Source organism: Brevundimonas sp. SPF441 (assembly GCF_009661015.1).
GTDB classification, from domain to species: Bacteria; Pseudomonadota; Alphaproteobacteria; order Caulobacterales; family Caulobacteraceae; genus Brevundimonas; species Brevundimonas vesicularis.
This window is the reverse complement of the sequence record NZ_WJWX01000005.1, coordinates 79939-103870: the sequence shown is the minus strand read 5'-3', so window position 1 is coordinate 103870 and position 23932 is coordinate 79939. Positions and strand designations below refer to the sequence as shown.

At 67.0% G+C, this 23932-nt stretch carries 25 protein-coding genes, 1 pseudogene and 1 riboswitch; of the genes and pseudogenes, 17 read left to right on the top strand and 9 right to left on the bottom strand.

All coding sequences use genetic code 11. The annotated features are described in order from the left end of the window. The first annotated feature begins 104 nt into the window (after positions 1-104). The 3 genes and pseudogenes from GGC30_RS05240 (at position 105) to GGC30_RS05230 (ending at position 3587) form a co-directional block, all read left to right on the top strand. Positions 105-2291, top strand: coding sequence for a TonB-dependent receptor (locus GGC30_RS05240; RefSeq protein ID WP_370451887.1), 2187 nt, complete (start codon positions 105-107; stop codon positions 2289-2291). After that, positions 2201-3393 (top strand): annotated as a pseudogene (locus GGC30_RS05235) (PepSY-associated TM helix domain-containing protein). The gene GGC30_RS05240 and the pseudogene GGC30_RS05235 overlap by 91 nt, the downstream one beginning before the upstream one ends. Beyond that, entirely contained in the window at positions 3390-3587 is a 198-nt protein-coding gene (locus GGC30_RS05230; RefSeq protein ID WP_228763617.1) for a hypothetical protein, read from the top strand. Before GGC30_RS05235 ends, GGC30_RS05230 begins: the two are co-directional and overlap by 4 nt. Here the strand turns inward: GGC30_RS05230 and erpA are convergent. Beyond that, entirely contained in the window at positions 3568-3888 is a 321-nt protein-coding gene (gene erpA, locus GGC30_RS05225; RefSeq protein WP_370451892.1) for an iron-sulfur cluster insertion protein ErpA, read from the bottom strand. The two genes, GGC30_RS05230 and erpA, sit on opposite strands and share 20 nt — an antisense overlap. Positions 3889-4019: 131 nt before the next feature. Between erpA and GGC30_RS05220 the strand changes: the two genes are divergently transcribed. The 6 genes from GGC30_RS05220 to GGC30_RS05195 all read left to right on the top strand — a co-directional run bounded on the left by GGC30_RS05220 (position 4020) and on the right by GGC30_RS05195 (position 10258). After that, positions 4020-5210: a deoxyguanosinetriphosphate triphosphohydrolase gene (locus tag GGC30_RS05220; RefSeq protein ID WP_153922994.1), complete on the top strand. Its 1191-nt coding sequence runs from the start codon at positions 4020-4022 to the stop codon at positions 5208-5210. Between the two features lie 77 nt (positions 5211-5287). Beyond that, positions 5288-6064, top strand: coding sequence for an SPOR domain-containing protein (locus GGC30_RS05215; RefSeq protein WP_153922993.1), 777 nt, complete (start codon positions 5288-5290; stop codon positions 6062-6064). Beyond that, positions 6061-7110, top strand: coding sequence for a beta-N-acetylhexosaminidase (nagZ, locus tag GGC30_RS05210; protein WP_370451886.1), 1050 nt, complete (start codon positions 6061-6063; stop codon positions 7108-7110). Before GGC30_RS05215 ends, nagZ begins: the two co-directional genes overlap by 4 nt. Positions 7111-7116: 6 nt before the next feature. After that, positions 7117-7935, top strand: a complete 819-nt coding sequence (locus GGC30_RS05205; protein WP_153922991.1) for a ScpA family protein — start codon at positions 7117-7119, stop codon at positions 7933-7935. Continuing rightward, positions 7932-8612, top strand: coding sequence for an SMC-Scp complex subunit ScpB (scpB, locus tag GGC30_RS05200; protein WP_370451885.1), 681 nt, complete (start codon positions 7932-7934; stop codon positions 8610-8612). Before GGC30_RS05205 ends, scpB begins: the two co-directional genes overlap by 4 nt. A 107-nt stretch (positions 8613-8719) precedes the next feature. Then, positions 8720-10258, top strand: coding sequence for an ATP-binding protein (locus GGC30_RS05195; protein ID WP_228763613.1), 1539 nt, complete (start codon positions 8720-8722; stop codon positions 10256-10258). On the opposite strand, the gene ispH is transcribed toward GGC30_RS05195, so the two are convergent. After that, positions 10255-11226, bottom strand: coding sequence for a 4-hydroxy-3-methylbut-2-enyl diphosphate reductase (gene ispH / locus GGC30_RS05190; protein ID WP_153922989.1), 972 nt, complete (start codon positions 11224-11226; stop codon positions 10255-10257). The two genes, GGC30_RS05195 and ispH, sit on opposite strands and share 4 nt — an antisense overlap. A gap of 251 nt (positions 11227-11477) precedes the next feature. Here ispH and GGC30_RS05185 point away from each other — a divergent pair, with 251 nt between their 5' ends. The 5 genes from GGC30_RS05185 to GGC30_RS05165 all read left to right on the top strand — a co-directional run bounded on the left by GGC30_RS05185 (position 11478) and on the right by GGC30_RS05165 (position 14068). After that, on the top strand, positions 11478-11837 hold the full coding sequence (locus tag GGC30_RS05185) for an AtpZ/AtpI family protein (protein ID WP_017505296.1): 360 nt from the start codon (positions 11478-11480) through the stop codon (positions 11835-11837). A 6-nt stretch (positions 11838-11843) separates the two neighbouring features. After that, positions 11844-12629, top strand: a complete 786-nt coding sequence (locus tag GGC30_RS05180) for a F0F1 ATP synthase subunit A (RefSeq protein ID WP_017505297.1) — start codon at positions 11844-11846, stop codon at positions 12627-12629. Between the two features lie 58 nt (positions 12630-12687). Then, positions 12688-12912 carry a F0F1 ATP synthase subunit C gene (locus GGC30_RS05175; protein WP_017505298.1) on the top strand — a complete coding sequence of 75 codons (225 nt, stop codon included), beginning with the start codon at positions 12688-12690 and terminating at the stop codon, positions 12910-12912. A gap of 68 nt (positions 12913-12980) precedes the next feature. Beyond that, positions 12981-13553 carry a hypothetical protein gene (locus tag GGC30_RS05170; protein ID WP_153922988.1) on the top strand — a complete coding sequence of 191 codons (573 nt, stop codon included), beginning with the start codon at positions 12981-12983 and terminating at the stop codon, positions 13551-13553. Next, the gene (locus GGC30_RS05165; RefSeq protein ID WP_017505300.1) at positions 13553-14068 is read left to right on the top strand and encodes a F0F1 ATP synthase subunit B; all 516 of its coding nucleotides are present in this window, start codon (positions 13553-13555) and stop codon (positions 14066-14068) included. The genes GGC30_RS05170 and GGC30_RS05165 overlap by 1 nt, the downstream gene beginning before the upstream one ends. A gap of 76 nt (positions 14069-14144) precedes the next feature. On the opposite strand, the gene GGC30_RS05160 is transcribed toward GGC30_RS05165, so the two are convergent. From GGC30_RS05160 to gcvT, 7 genes are all read right to left on the bottom strand, one after another. Next, the gene (locus GGC30_RS05160) at positions 14145-14615 is read right to left on the bottom strand and encodes a DUF6789 family protein (protein WP_055753275.1); all 471 of its coding nucleotides are present in this window, start codon (positions 14613-14615) and stop codon (positions 14145-14147) included. Between the two features lie 132 nt (positions 14616-14747). Continuing rightward, a complete protein-coding gene (locus tag GGC30_RS05155; protein WP_017505302.1) occupies positions 14748-15152 on the bottom strand; it encodes a PGPGW domain-containing protein in 405 nt (134 codons plus the stop codon). A 211-nt stretch (positions 15153-15363) separates the two neighbouring features. Further along, positions 15364-16281 carry an SDR family oxidoreductase gene (locus tag GGC30_RS05150; protein WP_194943528.1) on the bottom strand — a complete coding sequence of 306 codons (918 nt, stop codon included), beginning with the start codon at positions 16279-16281 and terminating at the stop codon, positions 15364-15366. 66 nt (positions 16282-16347) lie between these two features. Then, entirely contained in the window at positions 16348-17916 is a 1569-nt protein-coding gene (gene gcvPB, locus GGC30_RS05145) for an aminomethyl-transferring glycine dehydrogenase subunit GcvPB (protein WP_194943527.1), read from the bottom strand. A 12-nt stretch (positions 17917-17928) separates the two neighbouring features. Continuing rightward, positions 17929-19275: an aminomethyl-transferring glycine dehydrogenase subunit GcvPA gene (gene gcvPA / locus GGC30_RS05140; protein WP_153922986.1), complete on the bottom strand. Its 1347-nt coding sequence runs from the start codon at positions 19273-19275 to the stop codon at positions 17929-17931. Positions 19276-19340: 65 nt separating this feature from the next. Further along, positions 19341-19706 (bottom strand): glycine cleavage system protein GcvH, encoded by a 366-nt coding sequence (gcvH, locus tag GGC30_RS05135; RefSeq protein WP_153922985.1) that lies wholly within the window; start codon positions 19704-19706, stop codon positions 19341-19343. Between the two features lie 11 nt (positions 19707-19717). Further along, a complete protein-coding gene (gene gcvT, locus GGC30_RS05130; RefSeq protein ID WP_153922984.1) occupies positions 19718-20830 on the bottom strand; it encodes a glycine cleavage system aminomethyltransferase GcvT in 1113 nt (370 codons plus the stop codon). Positions 20831-20973: 143 nt separating this feature from the next. After that, a riboswitch (glycine riboswitch) is annotated at positions 20974-21071 on the bottom strand. 105 nt (positions 21072-21176) lie between these two features. Between gcvT and GGC30_RS05125 the strand changes: the two genes are divergently transcribed. The 3 genes from GGC30_RS05125 to pncA all read left to right on the top strand — a co-directional run bounded on the left by GGC30_RS05125 (position 21177) and on the right by pncA (position 23931). Next, positions 21177-22214 carry an alpha/beta hydrolase gene (locus tag GGC30_RS05125; protein ID WP_153922983.1) on the top strand — a complete coding sequence of 346 codons (1038 nt, stop codon included), beginning with the start codon at positions 21177-21179 and terminating at the stop codon, positions 22212-22214. A gap of 131 nt (positions 22215-22345) precedes the next feature. Beyond that, positions 22346-23311 carry a class 1 fructose-bisphosphatase gene (locus GGC30_RS05120; protein WP_153922982.1) on the top strand — a complete coding sequence of 322 codons (966 nt, stop codon included), beginning with the start codon at positions 22346-22348 and terminating at the stop codon, positions 23309-23311. Continuing rightward, entirely contained in the window at positions 23311-23931 is a 621-nt protein-coding gene (pncA, locus tag GGC30_RS05115) for a bifunctional nicotinamidase/pyrazinamidase (protein ID WP_153922981.1), read from the top strand. The genes GGC30_RS05120 and pncA overlap by 1 nt, the downstream gene beginning before the upstream one ends. Position 23932: the final 1 nt, after the last annotated feature.

Here is a 23932-nt window from a genome sequence, read left to right as displayed (position 1 = left end):
CGACCTTCCTAATTAGGAAATCGGCTAAATGCAATATGTCGCGGGCACGGCGGATTGCATTGCGCCCACCGATCGGGCTAGGGACGCGCAACTTGATTTTGAGAATGCGTATCAAAATGCCCTGCCTTCGCCGTGCCTCCGTTCTTTTGACCGCCAGCGCCCTTGCGCTGACGCTCGCCTCGCCGGTGCTGGCGCAGCAGGCGATGGCCCCGGCGGAGCTGGGCGAGATCGTGGTGACGGGATCGCAGGTTCGGCTGACGGCGCCGGCGGCGGGCGGTCAGGTGGCGCGCGGCGGACGCATTGGTTTGCTGGGCAATCTGGGCGTGATGGACACGCCGTTCTCGACCGCCAACTACACCGAAAAGCTGGTGCGTGATCAGCAGGCGCGCGGCATCGGCGACGTGCTGCAGAACGACCCGACGGTGCGTGTGTCCAAGGGGTTCGGCAACTTCCAGGAGCTGTATGTCGTTCGCGGCTTTCCGGTCTATTCCGACGACATGAGCTACAACGGCCTCTATGGCGTGTTGCCGCGCCAGTTCGTGGCGGCCGAACTGGTCGAGCGGGTCGAGGTGTTTCGCGGCGCCAGCACCTTCCTGAACGGCGCCGCGCCGGGCGGAACGGGGGTCGGCGGCGCCTTCAACCTGACGCCGAAGCGGGCGGGCGACGCCCCCCTGACGCGCCTGACCGGGGGCGTGTCGGGCCGTGACGAGATCTATGCCGCAGCCGACCTGGCTCGCCGTTTCGGCGCCGAAGGCGAATGGGGCGCGCGCTTGAACATCGCCAGCCGTGCGGGCGAAAGCGCCGTCGAGGACGAGACCGGCCAACTGCGGGTCGTCGGCCTTGGACTGGACCGCCGAGGCGATCGCGCCCGGTTTTCGGCCGATCTTGGCTGGCAGGATCACCGGATCGATGCGCCCCGTCCCAGCGTGACGCCGGGAACCGCCATCCCTGAGGCGCCCTCGGCCGACAAGAACTTCGCCCAGCGCTGGACCTACACCGACGAGGAGCAGGTGTTCGGCGCCATGCGCGGCGAGCTCGACCTGACCGACAGCATCAGCGCCTGGGCCGCCTTCGGCGGGCGTCAGGGCGAGGAAGACAACAGCCTGGCCAATCCGCGCGCCGATGCGGCGGGCGCGATCCGCGGCTATCGCTTCGACAATATCCGCGAGGACACGGTCTGGTCGGGCGACATCGGCGTGCGCGCCGACCTAATGACCGGCCCGATTGAACATCGTCTGGTCGCCTCGGCCTCGCAGATCCAGTCCAAGTCCAAGAACGCCTGGGCGGCGTCGAGCTTCGCCGGCTATGCGATGGGGACGCTGACCAATCCGCTGCTGTCGCCGGCCCCGGCCATCGCAAGCGTCTCGGGCGATCTGGATGATCCCAACGTCACCGAGCGGGTCAAGAACACCAGTTTCGCCGTCGCCGATGTGCTGTCCTTCCTGGATGGACGGCTGCTGGCGACCGTCGGCGTCCGCTATCAGGAGATCGAGACCCGATCCTATGCCTATGCCGACGGCGCATTCACGTCGGGCTATTCCAGCGACGCGACGACGCCGGCCTTCGCCGTGGTCTACAAGCCCAGCGACGCGATCTCGCTGTACGCCAACTATGCCGAAGCCCTCGTTCCTGGGACGACCGCGCCGGCGGTGGTCAATGGCGTGACGGTGGCGAACGGCGGCGAAGTGCTGTCGCCGTTCCGCGCCGAGCAGGCCGAGATCGGCGCCAAATACGACGCCGGTTCATATGGCGGCACGCTGAGCGTCTTCCGCACGACCCTGCCCAGCGCCTTTTTCGATCCGAATACCGCCGTCTATTCGGACGGGGGCGAGCAGGAGAACAAGGGCGTCGAGCTGACCGTCTATGGCGAACCAGTCGAAGGCTTGCGTCTGATCGGCGGCGCGACATGGCTAGACGCCGAGATCAATCGGTCGCTGACCGCCGCCAATGCGGGCAAGTCGGCGATCGGGGTGCCGGACTTCCAGGCCAATCTGAACGTCGAGTGGGACGTGCCGATGGTCAGCGGCCTGACGGTCGAGGGCCGGGCGGTCCATACCGGCGCCCAGCCGGCCAATGCGACCAATACGCTGGAGCTGGAAAGCTGGACCCGGTTCGACGCCGGCGTGCGCTACGCCTTTGTGGCGGGTGACAAGCCGGTGACGCTGCGGGCGCGGGTCGAGAATGTCGCGGACGAGGATCAGTGGGTCGCAGTCGGCGGCTATCCGGGATCGAACTATCTGACGCTGGGCGCGCCGCGGACCTTGCGTCTGTCGGTCTCGACCGAGTTCTGATCCGCGTCGGCCGATGCACGCCCGGACGATCCGCGCCTGGACCTGGACACACAAGTGGTCGAGCCTGATCTCGACCCTGTTCCTGCTGATGCTGTGCGTCACGGGGCTGCCGCTGGTGTTCAGCCACGAGCTGAACGAGGCGCTGCTGCATGAGCCGTGGGCCCCAAAGAACCCAGACGGCCGACTGCTGACGCTGGACGAGGTGCTGGCCGCCGGTCTGGCCAAACATCCGGGCGAGGTTCCGGCCTTCATGAGCTTCGACGAGGACCGGCCGGTGGTGAACGTCACCAGCCGGGCGCCCGATGCCCCGGCCGGCAAATACAGTTTCGAGCCCATCGATCAGACCAGCGGCGAGGGCGCGCCGCTGGTCGCCGGTCATCCGGTGATGGAGTTCCTGCTTCAGCTTCACACCGACATGTTCCTAGGTCTGCCGGGAATGCTGTTTCTGGGCGCGATGGGGCTGTTGCTGGTCGTGGCCGTGGTGTCAGGCGTGGTGCTGTATGCGCCCTTCATGCGTCGGCTGCCGTTCGGCACGGTGCGGGTCAAGAAGGCGGCGCGGACGCGGTGGCTGGACTATCACAATCTGCTGGGCGTGGTGACGGCGGCCTGGGTGCTGGTGGTGGGTCTGACGGGGGTGGTCAACACCCTGGCCACGCCCATCCTGGCCTATTGGAAGGAGACGGCGCTGAAGGAGTTGACGGTCGCCTACGATGCGCCGGCGCCCGCCCAAGGCCGGGCCTCGCTGGATGCAGCGGTGGAGCGGGCCAAGGCGGCGCTGCCGGGCATGAAGCTGCAGTTCGTGGCCTTTCCGGGGACCGACTATTCGACCGACCACCACTATGCCGTCTTCTTCCACGGCGAAACGCCGCTGACGACGCATATGACTACGCCGGCCCTGATCGATGCGCGGACGGGCGAGCTGGCGGCGGTGGCCGAGACGCCCTGGTATGTGAAGGCCCTGTCGCTGTCGCAGCCGCTGCATTTCGGCGACTATGGCGGGCTGGCGCTGAAGATCCTGTGGGCGCTGCTGGACCTCGCCACCATCATCATACTGGGTTCGGGGCTCTACCTCTGGCTGGGCAAGGGGAGGCGCAAGGCGTGAACCGGCCCCATCACAATCGCAAGGACCTGAGCCTGTGGGCAATCTTCCGCGTTCCCATCGTGCTGTTCGGGCTCAGCCTGACCGGACTGATCGGGGCCTTGTTGCAGGACGGGATTTGGGACGCGGTGTTCTCGGCCTTGCTGGCCTCGACCGTCGTCGTGACGGCCTGGGCGCTTATCCGATCGAGAAGCTGACGCCGCAGCCGCAGCTGGAGGCGGCGTTGGGGTTTCTGACCACGAACTGGGCGCCGGCCAGTTCGTCGACATAGGCGATCTCGGAGTTCTTCAGGAAGGGGACGGACACCGGGTCGATCAGGGCGGCCTGGCCGTCGGCCTGGATGCGCAGGTCGTCGTCCTCGGCCGTCTCGACCAGTTCGAACCGGTACTGGAAGCCCGAGCAGCCGCCGCCATCGACCGCGACACGCAGCATCAGGGTCTTGCCCTCGGCCGCGCCCAGTTTGGCCAGACGCTTTGCTGCGCTGGCGGCCAGGACGATGCCCTCCGGCGCGCGCGAGGCGACGCTGAAGACGGGTGTGGACGGTTCTGTGGATTGGACGGTGCTCACGGCTGTCTATATGAGGCGCGGGCGGGCATTCGCAAAGGGTCCGCTGCTGCAAAGTTGATGACTTGAGCCACACAGACCTCGCCACCTATGCTGAACGCGCCGAGCTGACCCTGGGGCGCCGCGTTCCCGAGCCGGCCAGCCGCACGCGGACGGCCTTTGCGCGCGACCGCGACCGGATCATCCATGCGACGGCGTTTCGGCGGCTGAAGGAGAAGACCCAGGTCTTCGTGGCGCACGAGGGCGATCACTACCGCACGCGCCTGACCCATTCGCTGGAGGTGGCGCAGATCGCGCGGTCGCTGGCCCATGCGCTGAGGCTGGACGATGACTTGGCCGAGACCATCGCCCTGGCCCACGACCTGGGCCATCCGCCGTTCGCCCACGCGGGCGAGGACGAGTTGGTGGTGCAGATGGCCGGGCACGGCGGGTTCGACCACAACGTCCAGAGCTTCCGCGTCGTGACCGAGCTGGAGAACCGCTATCCGCAGTTCGACGGGCTGAACCTGAGCTGGGAGACGGTCGAGGGGGTCATCAAGCACAATGGCCCGGTGTCGCACCGGCTGGACGAACCGGCATGGTCGGTGGTGCGGCCCTATGCGGCGGGCGGCGAGGCGGGGTGGGACCTGCGGCTGGGGACGTTCGCCTCGCTGGAGGCCCAGTGCGCGGCCATCGCAGACGACATCGCCTATAACAACCACGACGTGGACGACGGGGTGCAGGCGGGGCTGATCACGCTGCACGACCTGGACCAGGTGCCGCTGATCGGGCCGATGCTGGCCGGGGTGCGGCGCGACTATCCGGGCATCGACGACCGGATGCTGCGGATCGAGGCCGTGCGGCGGATGATCGGCGTCATGGTCGAGGACGTGCTGGCCGAGACGGACCGACGGCTGGAGGCGGACCGGATCGTTACGACCGAGGATGTGCGGACGGCCAAGCGGACGATGGTCGATTTTTCGTCTGAGATGCACGCCGACCTGGCGATCCTGAGGAAGTTCCTGTTCGAGCGAATGTATCGGCATTATCGAGTCAACCGCACGCGCAGCCAGGCGCGGCGGGTGCTGTCGCAACTGTTCGAGCTGTTCATGGCCGAGCCGGAGGTGATGCCGCCCGAGTGGGGCGAGCCGGCGATGACCCAGGACCGGACGCGGCGGGCGCGCGCGGTCTGCGACTATATCGCTGGCATGACCGACCGTTACGCCATAGAAGTGCACCAGAAACTGTTCAGCCTCGACCTCGCCCTCGATCTGTGATTCGAAAGATGCACGCGGGGGCGTAGAGTGATCGTTCGGCGCGCCGATTCGCGCCCGACAGACGGCGGAGCGCGACCATGTCCTTTGACGACGACAACAAGCCAGGCCGGGGCGCCTATACGCCCCCGACCGACGACGACCTGCCGTTCCGTCGCAACTCCTATGATCCGCGCAGCGGCCGCAATGTCGGCTCGGGCGGGGGCAAGGCGCCGCCGGTCACCCTGATCATCAGCGCGGTGGTCCTGCTGCTGCTGATCGTGGCCGTGATCTTCTTCTATCGTTCGGGAATGCGCGCCTCGACCGACGCGCCGCCGGCCGTGGGTCAGCCCGTCGGTGAGATGAAGACCGCCGCGCCTATCGACGCCCAGCCGATCGATCCGGCCGAGGGCGTGCGCGTCTATCGCGACGAGACCGAGACGACCGATGCGCCCGTGACCTTCACCCCGCCGCCCGAGGCGCCCCAGCCGCGTCCGGCCGCGCCCCCGACCGCCGCACCGACCGGACAGGGCCTGCCGCCCGCCAATACAGCGACGCCGGCCGCGCCTGCGCCGCGTCCGACGACTCCGACTGCGCCCGTCGCTGCGCCGGCGACCAAGGCTCCGGTCGCGACCGGCGGATCGGCCTCGGTGCAGATCGGCGCCTTCTCCTCGACCGAGATCGCGGACCGCGAATACGCCGCGGTCGCCGGACGCTTCGGCGCGTACGCCTCGGGCGCTGAAAAGCGCGTGACCGAAGTGACCTCGTCCAGCGGATCGACCCTGTACCGCACGGCCTTCTCGGGCCTGTCGCGCGAACGGGCGGTGGCCTTCTGCAACGCGCTGAAGGCGGCGGGCCGGGACTGCATCGTCCGGTGACGTCCGCCGCCATCTATGGCTGCCTGGGACATCGGCTGACGGAGGACGAAAAGGCCTTCTTCGCCGAGGTCCGACCCTGGGGCTTCATCCTGTTCCGGCGCAATATCGACACGCCGGAACAGGTGCGGGCCCTGACCGACGAACTGCGGGCGTCCATCGGCGATCCCGAGGCGCCGATCCTGATCGACCAGGAAGGCGGTCGGGTCCAGCGGATGGGGCCGCCCCACTGGCCCAAGTATCCGCCGGGCGCCGCCTATCTGAAGGCGACGAACGAGCTGGCTCAGGCGCGTGAGCTGACGCGGCTCGGTGCACGTCTGATGGCGCACGATCTGCGCGAGGTCGGCGTGACCGTCGATCTGTTGCCGGTGCTGGACGTGCCGGCGCCCGGCGCCCACGACATCATCGGCGACAGGGCCTATGGCGTCGATCCGGAAACGGTCGCGGTGCTGGGGCGGGCCGCAGCGGAAGGGCTGCTGGCGGGCGGGGTTCTGCCCTGCATCAAACATATGCCGGGGCATGGTCGAGCCTTCGCCGATAGCCACAAAGACCTGCCGACGGTCCATGCCGATTTTGAGACCCTGGACAGCTGGGACTTTGCGCCGTTCAAGGCGATGTCGGACATGCCATTGGCGATGACGGCGCACATCGTCTTCACTGCCTTGGACAAGAAGCGGCCGGCGACCCAGTCGAAGAAGGCCGTAAAAACGATGCGTGAACATCTGGGCTTCTCCGGCCTGATAATGACCGACGACCTGTCGATGCAGGCGCTGAGCGGATCTCTGAGCGAGCGGGCGCATCAGTCGCTGAAGGCCGGGTGCGACGTGGTCCTCCACTGCAATGGCGACATGGCCGAAATGAAAGACGTGGCCGAGGCGACCGGCAAGCTGAAGGGCGGGGCGCGCCGCCGGGCGGAAGCCGCTCTGGCCCGGATCGTGCGGACGCCCGAGCCGCTCGATCCCGTCGCGGGGCACGATCGTTTCTTCAAGGCCATGGGCGGTCGGATGGACACCGCCAAGGGGCCGGATGTGGGTGAGGCGCAGGCCTAAAGACCTATGACGGAGTCTTTCCAGCCGAATCTGGATTTCAACGCCGAGGAGGTCGAGGAGCGCGAGGCCTTCGTCGTCGATCTGGAGGGCTATGAGGGACCGCTGCACGTCCTGCTGGCCCTGGCGCGAAACCAGAAGGTCGATCTGCTGAAGCTGTCGATCACCCAGCTGGCGGAACAGTATCTGGCCTTCGTGCACGAGGCGCGCAGGCGCAACTTCGCCCTGGCGGCGGACTATCTGGTGATGGCGTCGTGGCTGGCCTATCTGAAGTCGCGCCTACTGTTGCCGCGCACCGACAAGGGCAAGGCCGAAGAGCCGCCGGCTGAGGAAATGGCCGCCGCCCTGGCGTTCCGGCTGCAGAAGCTGGAGGCGATGCGAAAGGCCGTCGAACAGCTGATGGCACGGCCCCAGCTGAAGCGCGACGTCTTCACGCGGGGCGACCCCGAGGCGACAGTGATCGTGCCGTCTGATCGTATCGACGCCAGCCTGTACGAACTGATGAGCGCCTATGTGGTCCAGCGTCGGCGCGAGGAGGCTCGGCGCTATGCCCCCGGCCAGCGGGTCGAGGCCTTTCCATTGGAAGCCGCGCGCGACTGGCTTCGCGAGATCATGCCGAAGCTGGCGGACTGGACGCCGCTGGAACAGGTGGCGCCCCATCGCGAGGACGAGGAGGGGCCCAGCCAGGCCAGCTTTACGGCCTCGACCCTGTCGGCCAGTCTGGAACTGGTGAAGGAGGGGGCGATGGACATCCGGCAGAGCGAGGCGTTTGCGGACCTGTATCTGAAACGCCGGGGGCAGGGCCAGCCGCTGGAGCTGACGCCGTGAGCGACCTGTCGTTCCAGCCCGACGAGGCCGAGATCGAACGGCGGGTCGAGGCCCTGCTGTTCGCCGCCGCCGGGCCGCTGACGGCGGCCGAGATCGCCGCGCGCCTGCCCGAGAACTGCAACGTCGCCCGCGCCATATCGGGTCTGCGCGCCCGCTATGAGGGGCGGGGGGTCGAATTGGAATGCGTCGCCGACCGCTGGCGCTTCCGCACCGCGCCGGACCTGGCCTTCATGATGACGCAGGAACGCGAGGAGCCGCGCCGGCTGTCCAAGGCCGCCTTGGAAACCCTGGCTATCATCGCCTATCACCAGCCCGTCACCCGCGCCGAGATCGAGAGCGTGCGCGGCGTCAGCATCTCCAGGGGCACCTTGGACCTGCTGCTGGAGATGGGGTTCGTGCGGTTGCGCGGACGCAGACGCACGCCTGGACGGCCCGTCACCTATGCGACCACCGACCGCTTCCTGGAGCATTTCGGCCTGGCGAGCCTGTACGATCTGCCGGGCGTGCAGGAGATGAAGGCGGCGGGTCTGTTGGATCTGTCGCTGCCGGTCGGATTCGAGGTGCCGGATCCCAGCCGCGCCTCCGAGGCGGACGACGAGGACGGCACTCTGCCGTTGGACGACGAGGCGCCCGAGTTCGCCCAGGATTTCGTCGGCGAACGCGGCGGACCTGGATGATGTTCACGACGTCTTAGTCTGCGCACCTTAAGCCAGACCGTATGAGTGGCGTGACATCGAAGACGGGTTGGCGGGCGTGGAGCACGTTCAGGATCGCGTTGATCCTGATGCTGTCGTCCATCATCGGCATGGCTGGGGTTCTGGCGATCGTCAGTCGCGGCATTGACGCCCACCAGGCGCGTAAGGAAGAAGGTCTGGTGCGGCTGCGTCTGACGCGCGCGCTGGAAACCATCGGCGAAAACCTGACCACCGCCTCGGTCTGGGACGAGGCCGTCGATCGGATGACGGCGGGCGATGTAGCCTGGTACGACCGCAACTTCGGCGCCTTCTACGCCGCGCAGCACAAGCATCACTTCACCCTCGGCTATGACGGGACCGGGCGGCTGTTTCGCATCAGCACCCTGGGCCGACCGGCCAAGACGCAGGTCGGCGAGCCATTCGGTCAGGCGGCCCGGCCGCTGATCGACGTGCTCAGGGCCGAGGCCGCTGGCCGCGACCGATCGGTCACCGCGGATGCCGGGGTGCGGCTGAAGGCGGCGTTCGTCCGCGTCGGCGACGACGTCTATGTGCTGGGGGCCTCCACGGTCGTACGGCATACGGCGGGCGGATCGACGCCGGCGTCCGATCCAATCGTCGCGTCGTTCAAGCCGTTCGCCGGCGAGCTCAATCTCTTGCGAACGCGCTTGGCGCTGGACCGGATTCACTTCCAGCCCGGCGATGCAGAGCCGCCCAAGGGCATGATCGGCGTCGATGTTCGCGACGTCGGCGGCGCCCTGTTGGGGCGTGTCGTCTGGGCGCCGGAGCAGCCCGGCTATCAGATCCTGACCAAGGCCGGACCGCTGCTGCTGCTGCTCTTCATCGTGCTGCTGATCGGCACGGGGTCGCTCCTGTGGAACACGACGGCCGACGTTCGGCGCCTCAAAGCCTCGGAGGTCGCCCTGTCCGCGGCGCTGGAGCGGGCCGAGGCGGCGAACCGGGCCAAGACGCGGTTCTTGTCCAACGTCAGTCACGAACTGCGCACGCCCCTGAACGGGGTTCTGGGCATGGCCGAGATCATCGGGGCCGATCTGGTGACGCCGCAGCAGCGCGAGCGACTGGAAATCTTGAAGGCGTCGGGACGTCAGCAACTGAGGCTGGTCGAAGAGCTGCTAGACGTGGTGCGGTTGCGCGACGGGGCGGTGGCGCTGGAGACGCGGCCGTTCCGGCCCGACAATCTGCTGCAGCGGGTCGCCAACGACTTTCGGGGCGCGGCCGAGGCCAAGGGGCTGAAGATTTCGGTCGAGGCGGCCGAAGGCGAGTGGCTGGGCGACCCGGTTCATGTCGAAAAGCTGATGGCGGCGCTGACGGACAATGCGGTGCGGTTCACACGCACCGGCGGCGTGATGCTGCGCGCCGTTGCGGGCGCGGGCCTGGCCTTGGAGGTCGAGGACACCGGGCCGGGCATGGAGCCTGCGGAAGCGGCGCGCCTGTTCGAGGCTTTCACCCAGGGCGATGAAAGCGCGACGCGCACCGCCGAAGGGCTGGGACTGGGATTGACGGCGGCGCACGGTCTGGCGGCCCTGATGGGCGGCAAGATCGAAATCGTCACAGCGCCCGGCGCCGGCAGCACCTTCCGCGTCGTCTTGCCGTTGAAGGCGGTCGCCTAGGCTGTCAGCAGGCGCGGCAGTTTGAAGGTGACGGTTTCGCGCGCGCCGTCGTCTTCGGTCACCGTGGCGTCGAAGCGCGCCCGGATGGCGTCGACCAGTGCCTCGATCAGCGGCTCGGGCGCCGAGGCGCCGGCAGTGACGCCGACGGTGTTCACGTCGTCGAACCAAGACCAGTCCACCTGGGACGCATCATCCACCAGATAGGCGGCCGGGGCGCCGGCGCGCATCGCGACCTCGACCAGGCGCACCGAATTGGAGGAGTTCTTGGACCCCACGACCAGTACGAGGTCGCAGCCCTCGCCCAGCGCCTTGACGGCGTCCTGGCGATTGGTCGTGGCGTAGCAGATGTCTTCCTTGTGCGGATCGGGCAGTTCGGGAAAGCGGCGCTTCAGCACCTTCAGGATGCCTGCCGTATCGTCCACCGACAGGGTGGTCTGGGTCGCATAGGCGAGGGGCGCCTCGCCGGGGCGTTCGAACGATTCGGCGTCGGCTTCGGTCTCGACCAGGGTGATGGCGCCGGGCGGCAGCTGGCCCAGGGTGCCGACGACCTCGGGATGGCCTGCGTGGCCGATCAGGATGATGTGCCGGCCGGCCGCATGATGACGTTCGGCCTCGACGTGGACCTTGGACACCAGGGGGCAGGTCGCGTCTAGGAAGACCAGTTCGCGCGCCCGCGCCGTCGCCGGCACGGACTTGGGCACGCCGTGGGCCGAGAAGACGACCGGCCGGTCGTCGGGACATTCATCCAGTTCCTTGACGAAGACGGCGCCCATGGCCTTCAGCCGCTCGACCACATGTTTGTTGTGGACGATCTCGTGGCGCACATAGACGGGGGCGCCGAACTTTTCGATCGCGCGCTCGACGATCTGGATCGCCCGGTCGACCCCGGCGCAAAAGCCCCGCGGGGTGGCCAACCGCACTGAAAGCGGGCGAAGCGGAGCATTGGGGACGGGAACATGCGCATTCATGGCGGCGAACCTAGTCGTTTGCGGCGCTGACCGCCATCGGAGCCGAAGGGCGGATGCGACGGATTCTGTCGCCCGCAGCAGCGGCGCATCGTCACGGCGGGCGGGCGCGAATGGAAAGCCGATATTCTACAATGTCTTAGGCTATAATCACGACGCCTTGACCTGTAGGCCGCTCACGATTAGTTTCCGCGCCGAATTCAGACCCGTCCGGACGCACCGTCTGGACGCCGAACGCACAGGTCCTATCCCCCATGTCGGAATCGCGCGAAGAGGCGATCAAACGCCTCCAAGACAGCGCATCCGCATTGGAGGCGCGGACCACGGCGGAGAAATCCGCCGAACTGACCGGCCACCAGGTGTCGGGTCAGGCCTACAAGATCATCGCCGAGCTTCTCGGCGGCGTCTTCGTGGGGCTGGCGTTCGGAGCGATCGCAGACTGGGCCCTCGGGACCCGTCCGTGGGGTTTGATCGGCGGAGTCCTTCTGGGCTTCGCCTTGTCGATTTACATGGCGCGTCGCACAGCCAACCGGCTGATGGCGCAGGCCAAGGCGCAAGGGACGACGGCTCCGGCCGAGCCCTACGTCGAGGCCGACGAAGACGGGGAACGATAGGGCTTCATGGCCGATCCGATTCATCAGTTTGCGATTCAGAAGGTCGTCGACCTTGGCGACGTCACCCTGCCTGTGCTGGGGACGGTCGATCTGGCGATCACCAACTCGCACATCGCCATGACGGTCGCCTTCGTGCTGATCGTCGGCTTCCTGGCCGCCGTGACCGCGAACGCCCAGGTCGTACCCGGCCGGCTGCAAGCCGCCGGCGAGGGCCTGTTCGGCCTGATCGACAATCTGGCCGATTCCATCATCGGTCACGAAGGCCGCAAGTATTTCCCGTTCATCTTCACCCTGTTCATCCTGATCCTGGGCATGAACATTCTGGGTCTGTTCCTGACCTTCACGGCGACCTCGCAGCTGGCCATCACCGCCACCTTCGCCCTGATCACCTTCGGTCTGGTGCTGGTCGTCGGCTTCGCCAAGAACGGTCTGGGCTTCTTCAAGCTGTTCTGGCCGATGGGCGCGCCGCTGGCGCTGCGCCCGGTGGTCGGCCTGATCGAGTTCGTGTCCTTCCTGCTTCGTCCGGTCACCCTGGCGCTGCGTCTGTTCGGCAACATGCTGGGCGGTCACGTCGCGCTGAAGATCTTCGCCGGCTTCGTCGTGTCACTGGGCCTTTTGGGCCTGGGCGGCGGCATCGGTCTGCTGGCCTTCCCGGTCGCGGCCCTGTCGCTGGGCATGGTCGTCGCCCTGACCGCTCTGGAGTTCCTGGTGGCCTTCCTCCAGGCCTTCGTCTTCGCCGTTCTGGCCTGCATCTATCTGAACGATGTGGTCAACCTGGACCACGCCCACTAAAGGGCCGGACCAGTCTCTTCACCCCAACCACCAACGACTTTAATCTAGGAATACAATCATGGACGCTGAAGCCGCGAAGTACATCGGCGCTGGTCTCGCCACCCTGGGCATGATCGGTTCGGCCCTGGGCGTGGGCAACATCTTCGGCAACTTCCTTGCCGGCGCCCTGCGCAACCCGTCGGCCGCCGCCGGCCAAGTCGGCAACCTGTTCGTCGGCGCCGCTCTGGCTGAAGCCCTGGGCATCCTGGCCTTCGTGCTCGGCATCCTGATGATCTTCGGCTGATATCAGTCGATTACGGCGCGCGGGGTTCGCCCGCGCGCCGCTTCATCTGATCCTGCAGTAGACGGTTCATGGCCAGCACCCACACCATCGACGCGGTCCCGCCTTCGGTCGAAGCGGACCTGCACGCCGAGACGGCGACCACCGCCGAGCACGGCTCGGGCGGCCTGCCGCAATTCCAGTTCGAACACTGGGCGGGCCAGATCGGCTATCTGCTGATCCTGTTCGTCATTCTGTACGTTCTGGTCTCCAAGGTCTTCGCGCCACGCCTTCGCAAGGTGATGGACGAACGGGCCGACACCATTTCCACCGCCGTTGCGAACGCACGCCAGGTTCAGGCCGAAGCCGCCGAACAGGCCGCCCAGGCTCATGCGGAAGTCGCCAAGGCTCGCGCTGACGCCCGCGCCACGGCCGCCGCCGCCAAGGCGCGCGTGACCGAAGAGGCAAACGCCCGTCAGGCCGCCGAAGAAGCCGTGGTCAACGCCCGCATCGCCGAGGCGGAAGCCTCGATCGGCAAGACGCGCGACGCCGCCATGGCCAATGTCTCCACCATCGCCTCCGACACGACCGCCGCCATGGTCGAACGTCTGACCGGCAAGGCCGCGACCGCCGCCGAGCTGGCCGCCGTCAAGGGAGCCGCCTGATGAACCTGATCTTCGAACACGGCATCTGGAGCTTCGCCAATGCGGAGATCTGGGTCGGCATCGGCCTGATCATTTTCTTCGGCATCCTGATCGCCGCCGGCGTGCCGAAGATGGCCGGCAAGGCGCTGGACGCCAAGGCCGTCAAGATCCAGGCCGACCTGGACGAGGCTGCGCGCCTGCGCGCCGAGGCCGAAGCCCTGCTGGCCCAGATCCGCAAGGAGAAGGCCGAGGCTGAAGCCCAAGCCGCCGAGATGATGGCTCAGGCCGAAGCCGACGCCCGTCGCCTGGAAGTCGAGACCAAGGCCAAGTTGGAAGAGACCCTGGCCCGTCGCCAGAAGATGGCTGAAACCCGCATCGCCCAAGCCGAAGCCCAGGCCTCGGCCGAGGTGAAGGCCGCCGCCGCCGATCTGGCCGCCAAGTCGGCGGAACAGGTTCTGGCCGCGCGCCTCGCCAGCGGCGCCAAGGATCCGCTGCTGGACAGCGCCATCGCCCAGATCGGCGATCGCCTGAACTAATCAGGGTTGATCCTGAATGAAACAAGGCCCCCGACGTCGCCGTCGGGGGCCTTTTTCTTTGGACAGCAAGCCGTGATCAGTGAGCGTGGGCGCCGCCGATGATGGTCGCGCCCATCCGTTTATCGCGCGCCACCAGCCGGGCATAGACGTTGCCCAGCACGATGCCGAAGACCGCATGGGTGATCAGCAGCCAAGCGAAGGTGCCGAAGCCTGCGCCAGCCGTGAAGGTGCGGTAGTTGCCGAACATCACGATGGCGGCCATCATCAGGATCCATGCGCCGACGGCGAAGACGATGCCCTTGGTCTCGGGCGTGTCCGTCGGCAGGCGGGGACACAGGACGGCGAACAGCGGCCCCAGGATGAAGACGCCGCTGATGACATGGACCACCCAGCCGACGGCCAGATTGCCGGGCATTCCGATCATGCTGGCGATGACCCCCTGGAAGGGATCAAACCAGTTCAGGAACATATTGGGTATTTCGAGCAGTGAGACGGCCACGGTCGCCGCAACGCCGGCGATCAGACCTTTTTGTACGCGTGACATCATGACCTTAGCGCCTCCCAACGCCTAAGTGGTTCTCTGATAACGCGCAGACAGGATACGCCTGACTTGAGAGAGCGGTGTTCACGATCCTGTGGTTAGCGGTTGCAGCAACGCAACCGCGAAATCAGGCGCCAACTAGCGGAAGAGTTTGCGGAAATAGCGCCGAACGCTCTTGCGGCCGCGCGAGAGGCGACGGCTGGACCGCTTGGTCACGATCTTTTCGGCCCGCAGCGCCTGTTGCCAGAAGACCGGTGCGAACTCGGGCTTCTTTCGCATCAGGCGACGGAAGGGATAGACCCATTTCGGCCGCGCATATTGGGCGCGAATGAACTGGCGCTTGGCCCAGAACGAGCTTTTCAGGATCAGCATCAGGCCGACGGCGATGACGGGAATGCCGCCGGGCCCGGGCAGGGGGGCGATCAGAATGCCCAGCAGCACGACGAACAGACCGCCGATCATCAGCGCCCAGCGCTTGACGACCCGCAGCGTCGAGGCGCGCGGTTTGTCTGAGCGGACGAAGGGAACGGGGAGTGAGGTCACGAATACGCCAGATGGGGAGGAGGATCGTCATGACAACGGTCGCCACGGACGCGCGATCCCTCGTCGGGAAAGGAAAAGGCGACCGTGACGACCTTGCCACAAGACCCCTTAACGCCATGCGTCCATGGCGGATGGATGTCCGGCGGGTGAAGCTTTGGTCATGAAGAGACGATCTCTGCGCGCCGTGGCGCGACGGACACGCCCCGCGCCGTCAGCCGTAGACCACGCCCGTCAGACGCTCTGATTCCGACCACAGACGCTTGGCCACATCGACGTCCCTGGCCTGGCGCTTGATCACCGCGACGCCTGGCCGGCCCTTCATCTCCTGAAACCCGGTGGGGCCGTAATAGCCGCCCGGCGTCGGGTCCGGCAGGGTCGCGGCCATCAGGATCGGCAGGGCGCCGTCGGCGGCCGAATGGCTGAGCACGGCCTCCAGCAGCCGCGCGCCGCGCGCGAACAGGCCGGGCTTGCCGGCATGGCCGTTGGCGATCAGGTCGGTGCGGGCGAAGCCGGGATGGGCCGCCACGCTGGTCAGGCCCCAGCCGTGAGCGTCGCTGCGGCGCTGAAGCTCCAGGGCGAACATCAGCATGGCCAGCTTGGATTGCTGATAGACCGGCCACGGGCTGTAGTGGCTTTGATAGTTCAGGTCGTCCAGGCGGATATGGCCGCTGCGGTGGGCGACGCTGGACAGCTGGACCAGGCGGGCCTTTGCCCCAATCAGCAACGGCAGCAGGCGGCCGACCAGGGCGAAGTGGGACAGGTAGTTGGTCCCGAACTGCATCTCGAATCCATCGACGGTCGTCTGGCGCGTCGGCAGGGCCATGACGCCCGCATTGTCGATCAGGATGTCGATGGGGCGTCCCGTCGCCAGAGGGCGCTCGGCGAAGGCCTGGACGGAGGCCAGGCTGGCGAGGTCCAGCAGTTCGAACCGCACGGCCGCATCCGGATGACGAGACCGGATCAGCCGTTCGGCCTCGGCCCCCTTGGCGGGATTGCGGGCCGCCAGCACGACCTCGGCGCCCTTGCCGGCCAGCACCAGGGCGGTCTCCAGCCCCAGCCCGCCGGTCGCGCCGGTGACGATGGCCAGTCGGCCGGAAAGGTCGGGGATGTCGTTCGTCGTCCAGGTCATGGCCATGACCTAGCGATGGATAAGCCCCACGTCAGCCCCTTCCCGCAGGAAGGGGCGACTTCGAGATCAGGCCGCCTTGTTGGAGCCTTCCGGCGCGGTCCAGCGCAGAACCGGCGAACGGGCGGCGCGGGTTTCGTCCAGACGTTTCAGCGGTGCGTGGAAGGGCGCACCCTTGAACCGATCGACGTCGCCGGCCTGGGCCGCTCCGGCCAGGGCGCGCATCGCCTCGATGAAGCGGTCCAGTTCGGCCTTGGACTCGGTCTCCGTCGGCTCGATCAGCATGGCGCCGTGGACGACCAGCGGGAAATACATGGTCATCGGGTGGAAGCCCTCGTCGATCATCGCCTTGGCGAAGTCGAGCGTGGTGATGTCCGTGCCCTTCAGCCATTCGTCGTCGAACAGGGCCTCGTGCATGCAGGGGCCGTCGGGGAAGGCGGCCGACATCAAATCACCGAGCCGGGCCTTGATGTAGTTGGCGTTCAGCACCGCGTCTTCGGCCACCTGACGCAGGCCGTCGGCGCCGTGCGACATCATGTAGGACAGGGCGCGGGTGTACATGCCCATCTGGCCCTGGAAGGCGCACAGACGGCCGAAGGCTTGCTCGGCCTCGTCCTCCTCGCGCTCGATCAGGCGATAGCCGCCGTCGTCATGCACGACCCAGGGGGCGGGGGCGAAGGGGGCCAGGGCTTCGGACAGGACCACCGGACCCGCGCCCGGACCGCCGCCGCCATGCGGCGTCGAGAAGGTCTTGTGCAGGTTGATGTGCATCGCATCGACGCCAAGGTCGCCCGGACGAACCCGGCCGACGATGGCGTTGAAGTTGGCGCCGTCGCAGTAGAAATAGGCGCCGGCCTCATGCGTCAGGCGGCTGATCTCCAGAATATCGCGCTCGAACAGGCCGCAGGTGTTGGGGTTGGTCACCATGATGGCGGCGACGTCGTCACCCAGCTTGGACGCCAGGTCGGCGACGTCCACGCGGCCGTCCTCGGTCTGGGCGACTTCGACCACCGAATAGCCGACGAAGGCGGCGGTCGCCGGGTTGGTGCCGTGGGCGCTGGTGGGAACCAGAACCTTGCGACGCTTCTCATGCTGGCCCGAAGCCTCGTGGGCGGCGCGGATCGCCATCAGACCGCACAGTTCGCCGTGGGCGCCGGCCTTGGGCGACAGGGCGACAGCGGGCATGCCGGTCAGGGTCTTCAGCCAGTGGGCCAGGGTGTCCATCAGTTCCAGCGCGCCCTGCACCGTCGAGATCGGCTGCAGCGGGTGGATGTCGGAGAAGCCCGGCAGGCGCGCCATCTTCTCGTTCAGGCGCGGGTTGTGCTTCATCGTGCACGATCCCAGCGGATAGATGGCCAGGTCGATGGCGTGGTTCTTCTGGCTCAGGCGCACATAGTGGCGCACGGTTTCCGGCTCGGACAGACCGGGCAGGCCGATCGGATCCTTGCGGACCAGGTCGCCCAGGTCAGAGCCGTCCGTCTTGGGGTCCGGCAGATCGACGCCGGTCTTGCCCCAGCCGTCCCCCTCGAAGATCAGGGCTTCGTTCTGCAACAGGCCGCGGCCGCCGGTCAGGGTGGCGGGCTTGGTCTGGACCTGGTTCGGGGCGGTCGGGCGGCCGACGGTGTTCATGGTGCTCATGGTCAGTATCCCTTACGCGCCGAGGACTTTGGAGAGCGACTTGGCGAGGATCTGGATGTCGGCATCCAGGGTCGTCTCGGTCGCAGCGACCAGCAGGACGTCGTCCATGCCGGCGTCGGGGGCCAGGCGGCTGTAGGGCACGCCGGCCAGGACATGATGGGCGGCCAGCTGATCCACGACCTCGGCCGCGTTCTTGGGCAGGCGCACCGCAAACTCGTTGAAGAAGCGGTCGGTCAGGATTTCGACGCCCGGAATGGCGGCCAGGGCGTCACGCGTGGCGACGGCCTTTTCGTGGTTCAGCAGGGCCAGTTTGCGCAGACCCGTCTCGCCCAGCAGGCTCATGTGGATGGTGAAGGCCAGGGTGCACAGGCCCGAGTTGGTGCAGATGTTCGACGTCGCCTTGTCGCGGCGAATGTGCTGCTCGCGCGTGGACAGGGTCAGGACGAAGCCGCGCTCGCCGTCGGCGTCCACAGTCTCGCCGGTCAGGCGGCCGGGCATCTGGCGGATCAGCTTCTCGCGCGTGGCGAACAGGCCGACATAGGGGCCGCCGAAGTTCAGGGCGTTGCCGATCGACTGGCCTTCGGCCGCGACGATGTCGGCGCCCATCTCGCCGGGCGATTTCAGCAGGCCCATCGACACGGCCTCGGTGACCACGACGATCAGCAGGGCGCCGGCGGCGTGCGCGGCCTCTGCGATCTTGGTCACGTCGGTGGCCGTGCCGAAGACGTTGGGGGTCTGGACGACGACGCAGGCGGTGTCGGGACCGATCTGGTCGATGACGGCGGCCTCGGCGTCGACAGCGGCGGGCAGGGCCAAGGTCTCGACGCCGACGGCGTGCACCACGGTTTCGCTCGCCTTGATGTAGTGCGGGTGCACGCCGCCCGAGATCACCGCCTTGTTGCGGCGGGTCACGCGGGTCGCCATCAGCACGCCCTCGGCCATCGCGGTCGAACCGTCGTACAGGCTGGCGTTGGCGACCGGCATGCCGGTCAGGTTCGCGACCTGAGTCTGGAACTCGTACAGGTACTGCAGCGTGCCCTGCGCGATCTCCGGCTGGTAGGGGGTGTAGCTGGTCAGGAACTCCGAGCGCTGGATCACGTGATCCACCGTCGCCGGGACGTGGTGCTTGTAGGCGCCTGCGCCGCAGAAGAAGGGCACGGCGCCGGCCGTGGCGTTCTTGGCCGCCATGGCGGACAGGGCGCGCTCGACCTCCAGTTCGCCTGCGACGCGCGGCAGATCGACGGGGCCGTCCAGACGGGCGGCCTGGGGCACGTCCACAAACAGATCATCGATGGATTTCGCGCCGATGGCGGCGAGCATCGCCGTGCGGTCGTCGGGCGTCAGGGGGAGGTAACGCATGGTCGTGTCCTGGGCCATGAAAGGCCGAAGACCCTCTGACTTTTAATCAGAGGGTCCGATGGGGCTTAGAGGGTGGCGAGGAAATCGTCGTAGGCGGCCTGGTCCATCAGGGCGTCCAGTTGCGAGGCGTCCGAGACCTTGATCTTGGCGAACCAGCCGTCGGCCTCGGCGCCCGAGTTGACGGTTTCCGGGGCGGTCGACAGGGCGTCGTTCGCCTCGACCACTTCGCCCGAGACGGGGGCGTAGACGTCCGACGCCGCCTTCACGCTCTCGACCACGGCGAAGCTGTCGCCCTTGGAGACGGTCTTGCCGACTTCAGGCACTTCGACGAACACCACGTCGCCCAGGGCGTCGGCAGCGTGTTTGGAGATGCCGACCGTGGCGATGTCGCCATCCAGGCTGACCCACTCGTGATCCTTGGTGAACTTCATGGTCTGATCTCTCAGGCTTTGGGTTTGCGGTAATAGCGTTGAGCCACGAAGGGCATGGCGACGACTTCGGCGGCGGCGGTCTTGCCGCGCACAATGACCTTCAGCGCCGTGCCCAGGGCGGCATGGGCCGGCGAGACGTAGCCCATGGCGACGTTCTTGCCCAAGGTGGGGGAGGGGCCGCCCGAGGTGACCTTGCCGATCACGTTACCGTCGGCGTCGGCGATCTCGGCGCCTTCACGGGCCGGGGCGCCTTCCTTGACAATCAGACCGACACGAACGCGCGAGGGGCCGTCGGACAGTTCCTTCAAGATCCGGTCTGCGCCGGCGAAATTGGCGCGTTCTTTGCGCGACTTGGACAGGGCGAAGGTCAGGGCGCCTTCGACCGGCGAGGTGGACGGGTCGATGTCGTGGCCGTGCAGCGGCAGGCCCGCTTCCAGACGCAAGCTGTCGCGGGCGCCCAGGCCGATCGGCTTGACGCGAGCGTCTTCCAGAATGGTGTTCCAGATGCGCTCGGCCTGGTCCGCCGGGACCGAAATCTCATAGCCGTCTTCGCCGGTGTAGCCCGAGCGTGAGACGTAGCAGTCGGCTCCGAACAGCATCAGGCGAGCGCATTCCATGAAGCCCATTTCGGCCAGGATCGGCTCGTGCGCGGCCATGACCTCGGCGGCTTCCGGCCCCTGGATGGCGATGAGCGCGCGGTCCAGCACCGTCAGCTTGGCGTCACCTTCGAGGTTGGCTTCCCAGAAGGCGAAGTCCTCGTCCTTGTTGCCGGCGTTGACGACGACGAACAGGCCGTCGTGATCCGGCCGTCCGGCCATCAGGTCGTCGATGACGCCGCCTTCGCCGTTCAGCAGCAGCGAATATTTCTGTTTGCCGGCCTTCAGGATCGCGTAGTCGCCGGGCACGAAACGCTCGAACTGGGCGGTCGCGTCCTCGCCGGTGATCTTGCACTGGCCCATGTGGGAGACGTCGAACAGACCGGCGTGTTCCCGCGTCCAGCGATGCTCGGCCAGAACGCCTTCGTACTGGACCGGCATGTCATAGCCGCCGAAGCCCACCATGCGGGCGCCCAGCGCGCGGTGCGCGGCGTTCAAAGGCGTGGTCTTCAGGGTCTGGTCGGTCATGGTTCAGGCTTTCAGGGTCGCGTGTTGTGGCGGAGCTCCGCCGTCCTCGCGCCCCCGCTGTCCTGAAGCCTGAGAGATTCCGGCGACCAAATCATGTCGCCTTGCTCCGTCGGCGCGCCCGAATGGGCGACTTTCCAGCGTCCGTATGCTTCGCGGTCCGTTTGCCTGAGCGTTTCCGGGGCGGTTGCGCCTTCGGCGTCGAACCCTGTTTCCAGCGCCCGATCTCTCCCGCGAGAGCGTGCGACCTAAGGCATCGACTCAAGCGTCAAGTCAAGCGGGCCGGGAACAAGGATGCGTGCGGCGGGTTGTCGTTCCGGACCCCGAAACCAGACCCAGGAATGCAAAAATGTCCATTATAGACAAGCTGTTCGGCGACAACGACAAGCCGCGCGACACCCCCGCCAAGGCCGACGGCCCGATGCAGAAGGTGCTGGACGAACTGGCGACACTCGGCGGCAAGCCGATCGAGACCCTGTCGCCAGAGGAGGCCCGCCAGCAACCGACCCCGACCGACGCAGTGAAATCGCTGTTGCGCAAGGACGGCAAGGACCCCAGCGACGACATGGGGGTCAAGACCAGCGACATCACCATCCCCGGCGCCGCCGGGCCGATCCAGGCGCGGGTTTACAAGCCGCATGACCATTCCGAAGACAAGCTGCACCCGGTCCTCGTCTATTTCCACGGCGGCGGCTTCGTGATCGCGGATCTGGACGTCTATGACGGCGGCCCGCGCGGCGTGTCCAAGATGGCTGATGTGATCGTGGTCTCGGTCCATTATCGCCAGGCTCCGGAACACCATTTCCCCGCCGCCCACGACGACGCCCTGGCCGCTTATCGCTGGGTGCTGGAGAATGCGCAGACCTTCCGCGGAGACCCGCAGAAGGTGGCGGTCATGGGCGAAAGCGCAGGCGGCAACCTGGCCATCGGTGTGTCGATGATGGCGCGCGACGCTGGCCTGCCGGCGCCCAAACATCAGGTGCTGGTCTATCCGGTCGCCGGCGTGGACATGGACAATGAGTCGTACGTCGAGAACGCCGACGCCAAGCCGCTGAACAAGCCGATGATGAAGTGGTTCGTGAAACACATCTTCGCCAACGAGGCCGATGCTCAGGACCCGCGCATCAATATCGTCGAGAAGGCGAACCTGTCGGGCCTGCCCTCGACGACGGTGATCTGCGCCGAGATCGATCCGCTGCGCACCGAGGGCGAACTGCTGGCCGAGAAGCTGGAGCAGGCGGGCGTCGATGTGCGTCACAAGACCTTCAACGGCTCGACGCACGAGTTCTTCGGCATGGCGGCGGTCGTGCCGGATGCGGCGGCGGCCCAGACCTTCGCCGCCCACGAACTGAAACGGGCGTTCGGTACGGCGATCCTGCCGATCTGAGCGGCAACGCCGAAGGATAAGGAAACGCCCCGGTTTCGCCGGGGCGTTTTCGTTGTCACCTTGCCCTGCCGCCTTGCTCTGGGGCCTGTCCCCCGCCAAAACGGCGCAACGCCCAGAACCGGACCGACCGCATGACCCGCACACGCCTTGACGCCCATATCGCCGCCCTAGATGCGCCCGAGGGGCTGAAGACGGTTCTGACCGTGGTCGCCGCCTCCTGCGCGGACATCAGCAAGGTCGTCGCGGGCGGCGCCCTGGCCGGGGCGCTGGGCGCATCGGGTCAGATCAATGTGCAGGACGAGGAGCAGAAGAAGCTCGACGTCATGACCAACGACATGCTGACCGAGGCCCTGCTGGCCAGCCCGGCCGTCGCCGGCGTCGCGTCCGAAGAGATGGACGAGGTCCAGCCGGCCTCCAACCCGGCCGGCGAATATCTGGTGCTGTTCGACCCGCTGGACGGTTCGTCCAACATCGACATCAACGCGCCCGTCGGCACCATCGTCTCGGTGCTGAAGTCCGCGACGGCGACCCCGACCGAGGCCGATTTCATGCAGCCCGGCCGCCGTCAGGTCGCCGCCCTCTATGCCGTCTATGGGCCGCAGACCATGCTGGTGCTGACGACGGGCGCGGGCGTGAAGGGATTCACCCTGTCGAACGACGGCGACTGGATACTGACCCACGATGACATCGCCATTTCGCCGGACACCAAGGAGTTCGCCATCAACATGTCGAACCTGCGCCACTGGGCCGAGCCGGTGCAGACCTATGTCGGCGACCTGCTGAAGGGCGAGGAGGGGCCTCGGGCCAAGAACTTCAATATGCGCTGGGTCGCGGCCATGGTGGCGGATGTTCACCGCATCCTGATGCGCGGCGGGGTCTTCCTTTATCCTTGGGACCGGCGCGAGCCGAACAAGCCGGGCAAGCTGCGCCTGATGTACGAAGGCAATCCCATGGCCTTCCTGGTCGAACAAGCCGGCGGCAAGGCGACGACGGACGGACGCCAAGCCATTCTGGACGTGCAGCCCGAGCATCTGCACCAGCGCATCCCCGTCGCGCTCGGTTCGGCCAACGAGATCGACGCCTACGCAGGCGTCTGATGAGCGACGCCCTTCTGGTCATCGATCCGCAGAACGACTTCTGTGAAGGCGGCCGTCTGGCGGTGGCGGGCGGCGCGGGGATCATGCCGCTGATCAACCGGCTGGCGGCTCGGTTCGACCGGGTGATCGTGACCCAGGACTGGCATACGCCGGACCAGATTTCTTTCGCCTCCAATCACCCCGGCGCTGCGCCCTTCACCGAGATCGAGGTGGCCTATGGTCGCCAGATGCTGTGGCCGGATCATTGTCTTCAGGGCACGCCTGGCGCCGACTTTCATCCTGATGCAGCGCCGACGGTCGATAAGGCCATGGCCGTGATCCGCAAGGGCTACAATCCGGCGGTCGACAGCTATTCCGGCTTCTTTGAGAACGATCACCGCACCCCGACGGGACTGGCCGGCCTGCTTCGCGAACTGGGCGTGACGCGTGTCTTCCTGTGCGGTTTGGCCTTCGACTACTGCGTCCGCTTCACCGCCGAGGACGCGGTTCGCGAAGGGTTCGAAGCCGTGGTGATCGCCGACGCCAGTCGGGCCATCGCGCCGCAAACCAAGGCGGCGGCCCAAGACAGTTTTCGGGCCTTGGGCGTGGCTGAGATCGCGGCGGCGTCCCTGCTGAGCTAGG

What these genes read in the sequence shown, in the direction of transcription:
- gcvT (WP_153922984.1), bottom strand. Translation starts at nt 20,830, where the DNA reads ATGACCGACCAGACCCTGAAGACCACGCCTTTGAACGCCGCGCACCGC.
- pncA (WP_153922981.1), top strand. Translation starts at nt 23,311, where the DNA reads ATGAGCGACGCCCTTCTGGTCATCGATCCGCAGAACGACTTCTGTGAA.
- GGC30_RS05125 (WP_153922983.1), top strand. Translation starts at nt 21,177, where the DNA reads ATGTCCATTATAGACAAGCTGTTCGGCGACAACGACAAGCCGCGCGAC.
- GGC30_RS05160 (WP_055753275.1), bottom strand. Translation starts at nt 14,615, where the DNA reads ATGATGTCACGCGTACAAAAAGGTCTGATCGCCGGCGTTGCGGCGACC.
- GGC30_RS05170 (WP_153922988.1), top strand. Translation starts at nt 12,981, where the DNA reads ATGGCCAGCACCCACACCATCGACGCGGTCCCGCCTTCGGTCGAAGCG.
- GGC30_RS05215 (WP_153922993.1), top strand. Translation starts at nt 5,288, where the DNA reads ATGTCCTTTGACGACGACAACAAGCCAGGCCGGGGCGCCTATACGCCC.
- GGC30_RS05165 (WP_017505300.1), top strand. Translation starts at nt 13,553, where the DNA reads ATGAACCTGATCTTCGAACACGGCATCTGGAGCTTCGCCAATGCGGAG.
- GGC30_RS05175 (WP_017505298.1), top strand. Translation starts at nt 12,688, where the DNA reads ATGGACGCTGAAGCCGCGAAGTACATCGGCGCTGGTCTCGCCACCCTG.
- GGC30_RS05120 (WP_153922982.1), top strand. Translation starts at nt 22,346, where the DNA reads ATGACCCGCACACGCCTTGACGCCCATATCGCCGCCCTAGATGCGCCC.
- gcvPB (WP_194943527.1), bottom strand. Translation starts at nt 17,916, where the DNA reads ATGAGCACCATGAACACCGTCGGCCGCCCGACCGCCCCGAACCAGGTC.
- GGC30_RS05205 (WP_153922991.1), top strand. Translation starts at nt 7,117, where the DNA reads ATGACGGAGTCTTTCCAGCCGAATCTGGATTTCAACGCCGAGGAGGTC.
- gcvH (WP_153922985.1), bottom strand. Translation starts at nt 19,706, where the DNA reads ATGAAGTTCACCAAGGATCACGAGTGGGTCAGCCTGGATGGCGACATC.
- GGC30_RS05150 (WP_194943528.1), bottom strand. Translation starts at nt 16,281, where the DNA reads ATGACCTGGACGACGAACGACATCCCCGACCTTTCCGGCCGACTGGCC.
- GGC30_RS05240 (WP_370451887.1), top strand. Translation starts at nt 105, where the DNA reads ATGCGTATCAAAATGCCCTGCCTTCGCCGTGCCTCCGTTCTTTTGACC.
- GGC30_RS05185 (WP_017505296.1), top strand. Translation starts at nt 11,478, where the DNA reads ATGTCGGAATCGCGCGAAGAGGCGATCAAACGCCTCCAAGACAGCGCA.
- ispH (WP_153922989.1), bottom strand. Translation starts at nt 11,226, where the DNA reads ATGAATGCGCATGTTCCCGTCCCCAATGCTCCGCTTCGCCCGCTTTCA.
- gcvPA (WP_153922986.1), bottom strand. Translation starts at nt 19,275, where the DNA reads ATGCGTTACCTCCCCCTGACGCCCGACGACCGCACGGCGATGCTCGCC.
- GGC30_RS05180 (WP_017505297.1), top strand. Translation starts at nt 11,844, where the DNA reads ATGGCCGATCCGATTCATCAGTTTGCGATTCAGAAGGTCGTCGACCTT.
- GGC30_RS05195 (WP_228763613.1), top strand. Translation starts at nt 8,720, where the DNA reads ATGCTGTCGTCCATCATCGGCATGGCTGGGGTTCTGGCGATCGTCAGT.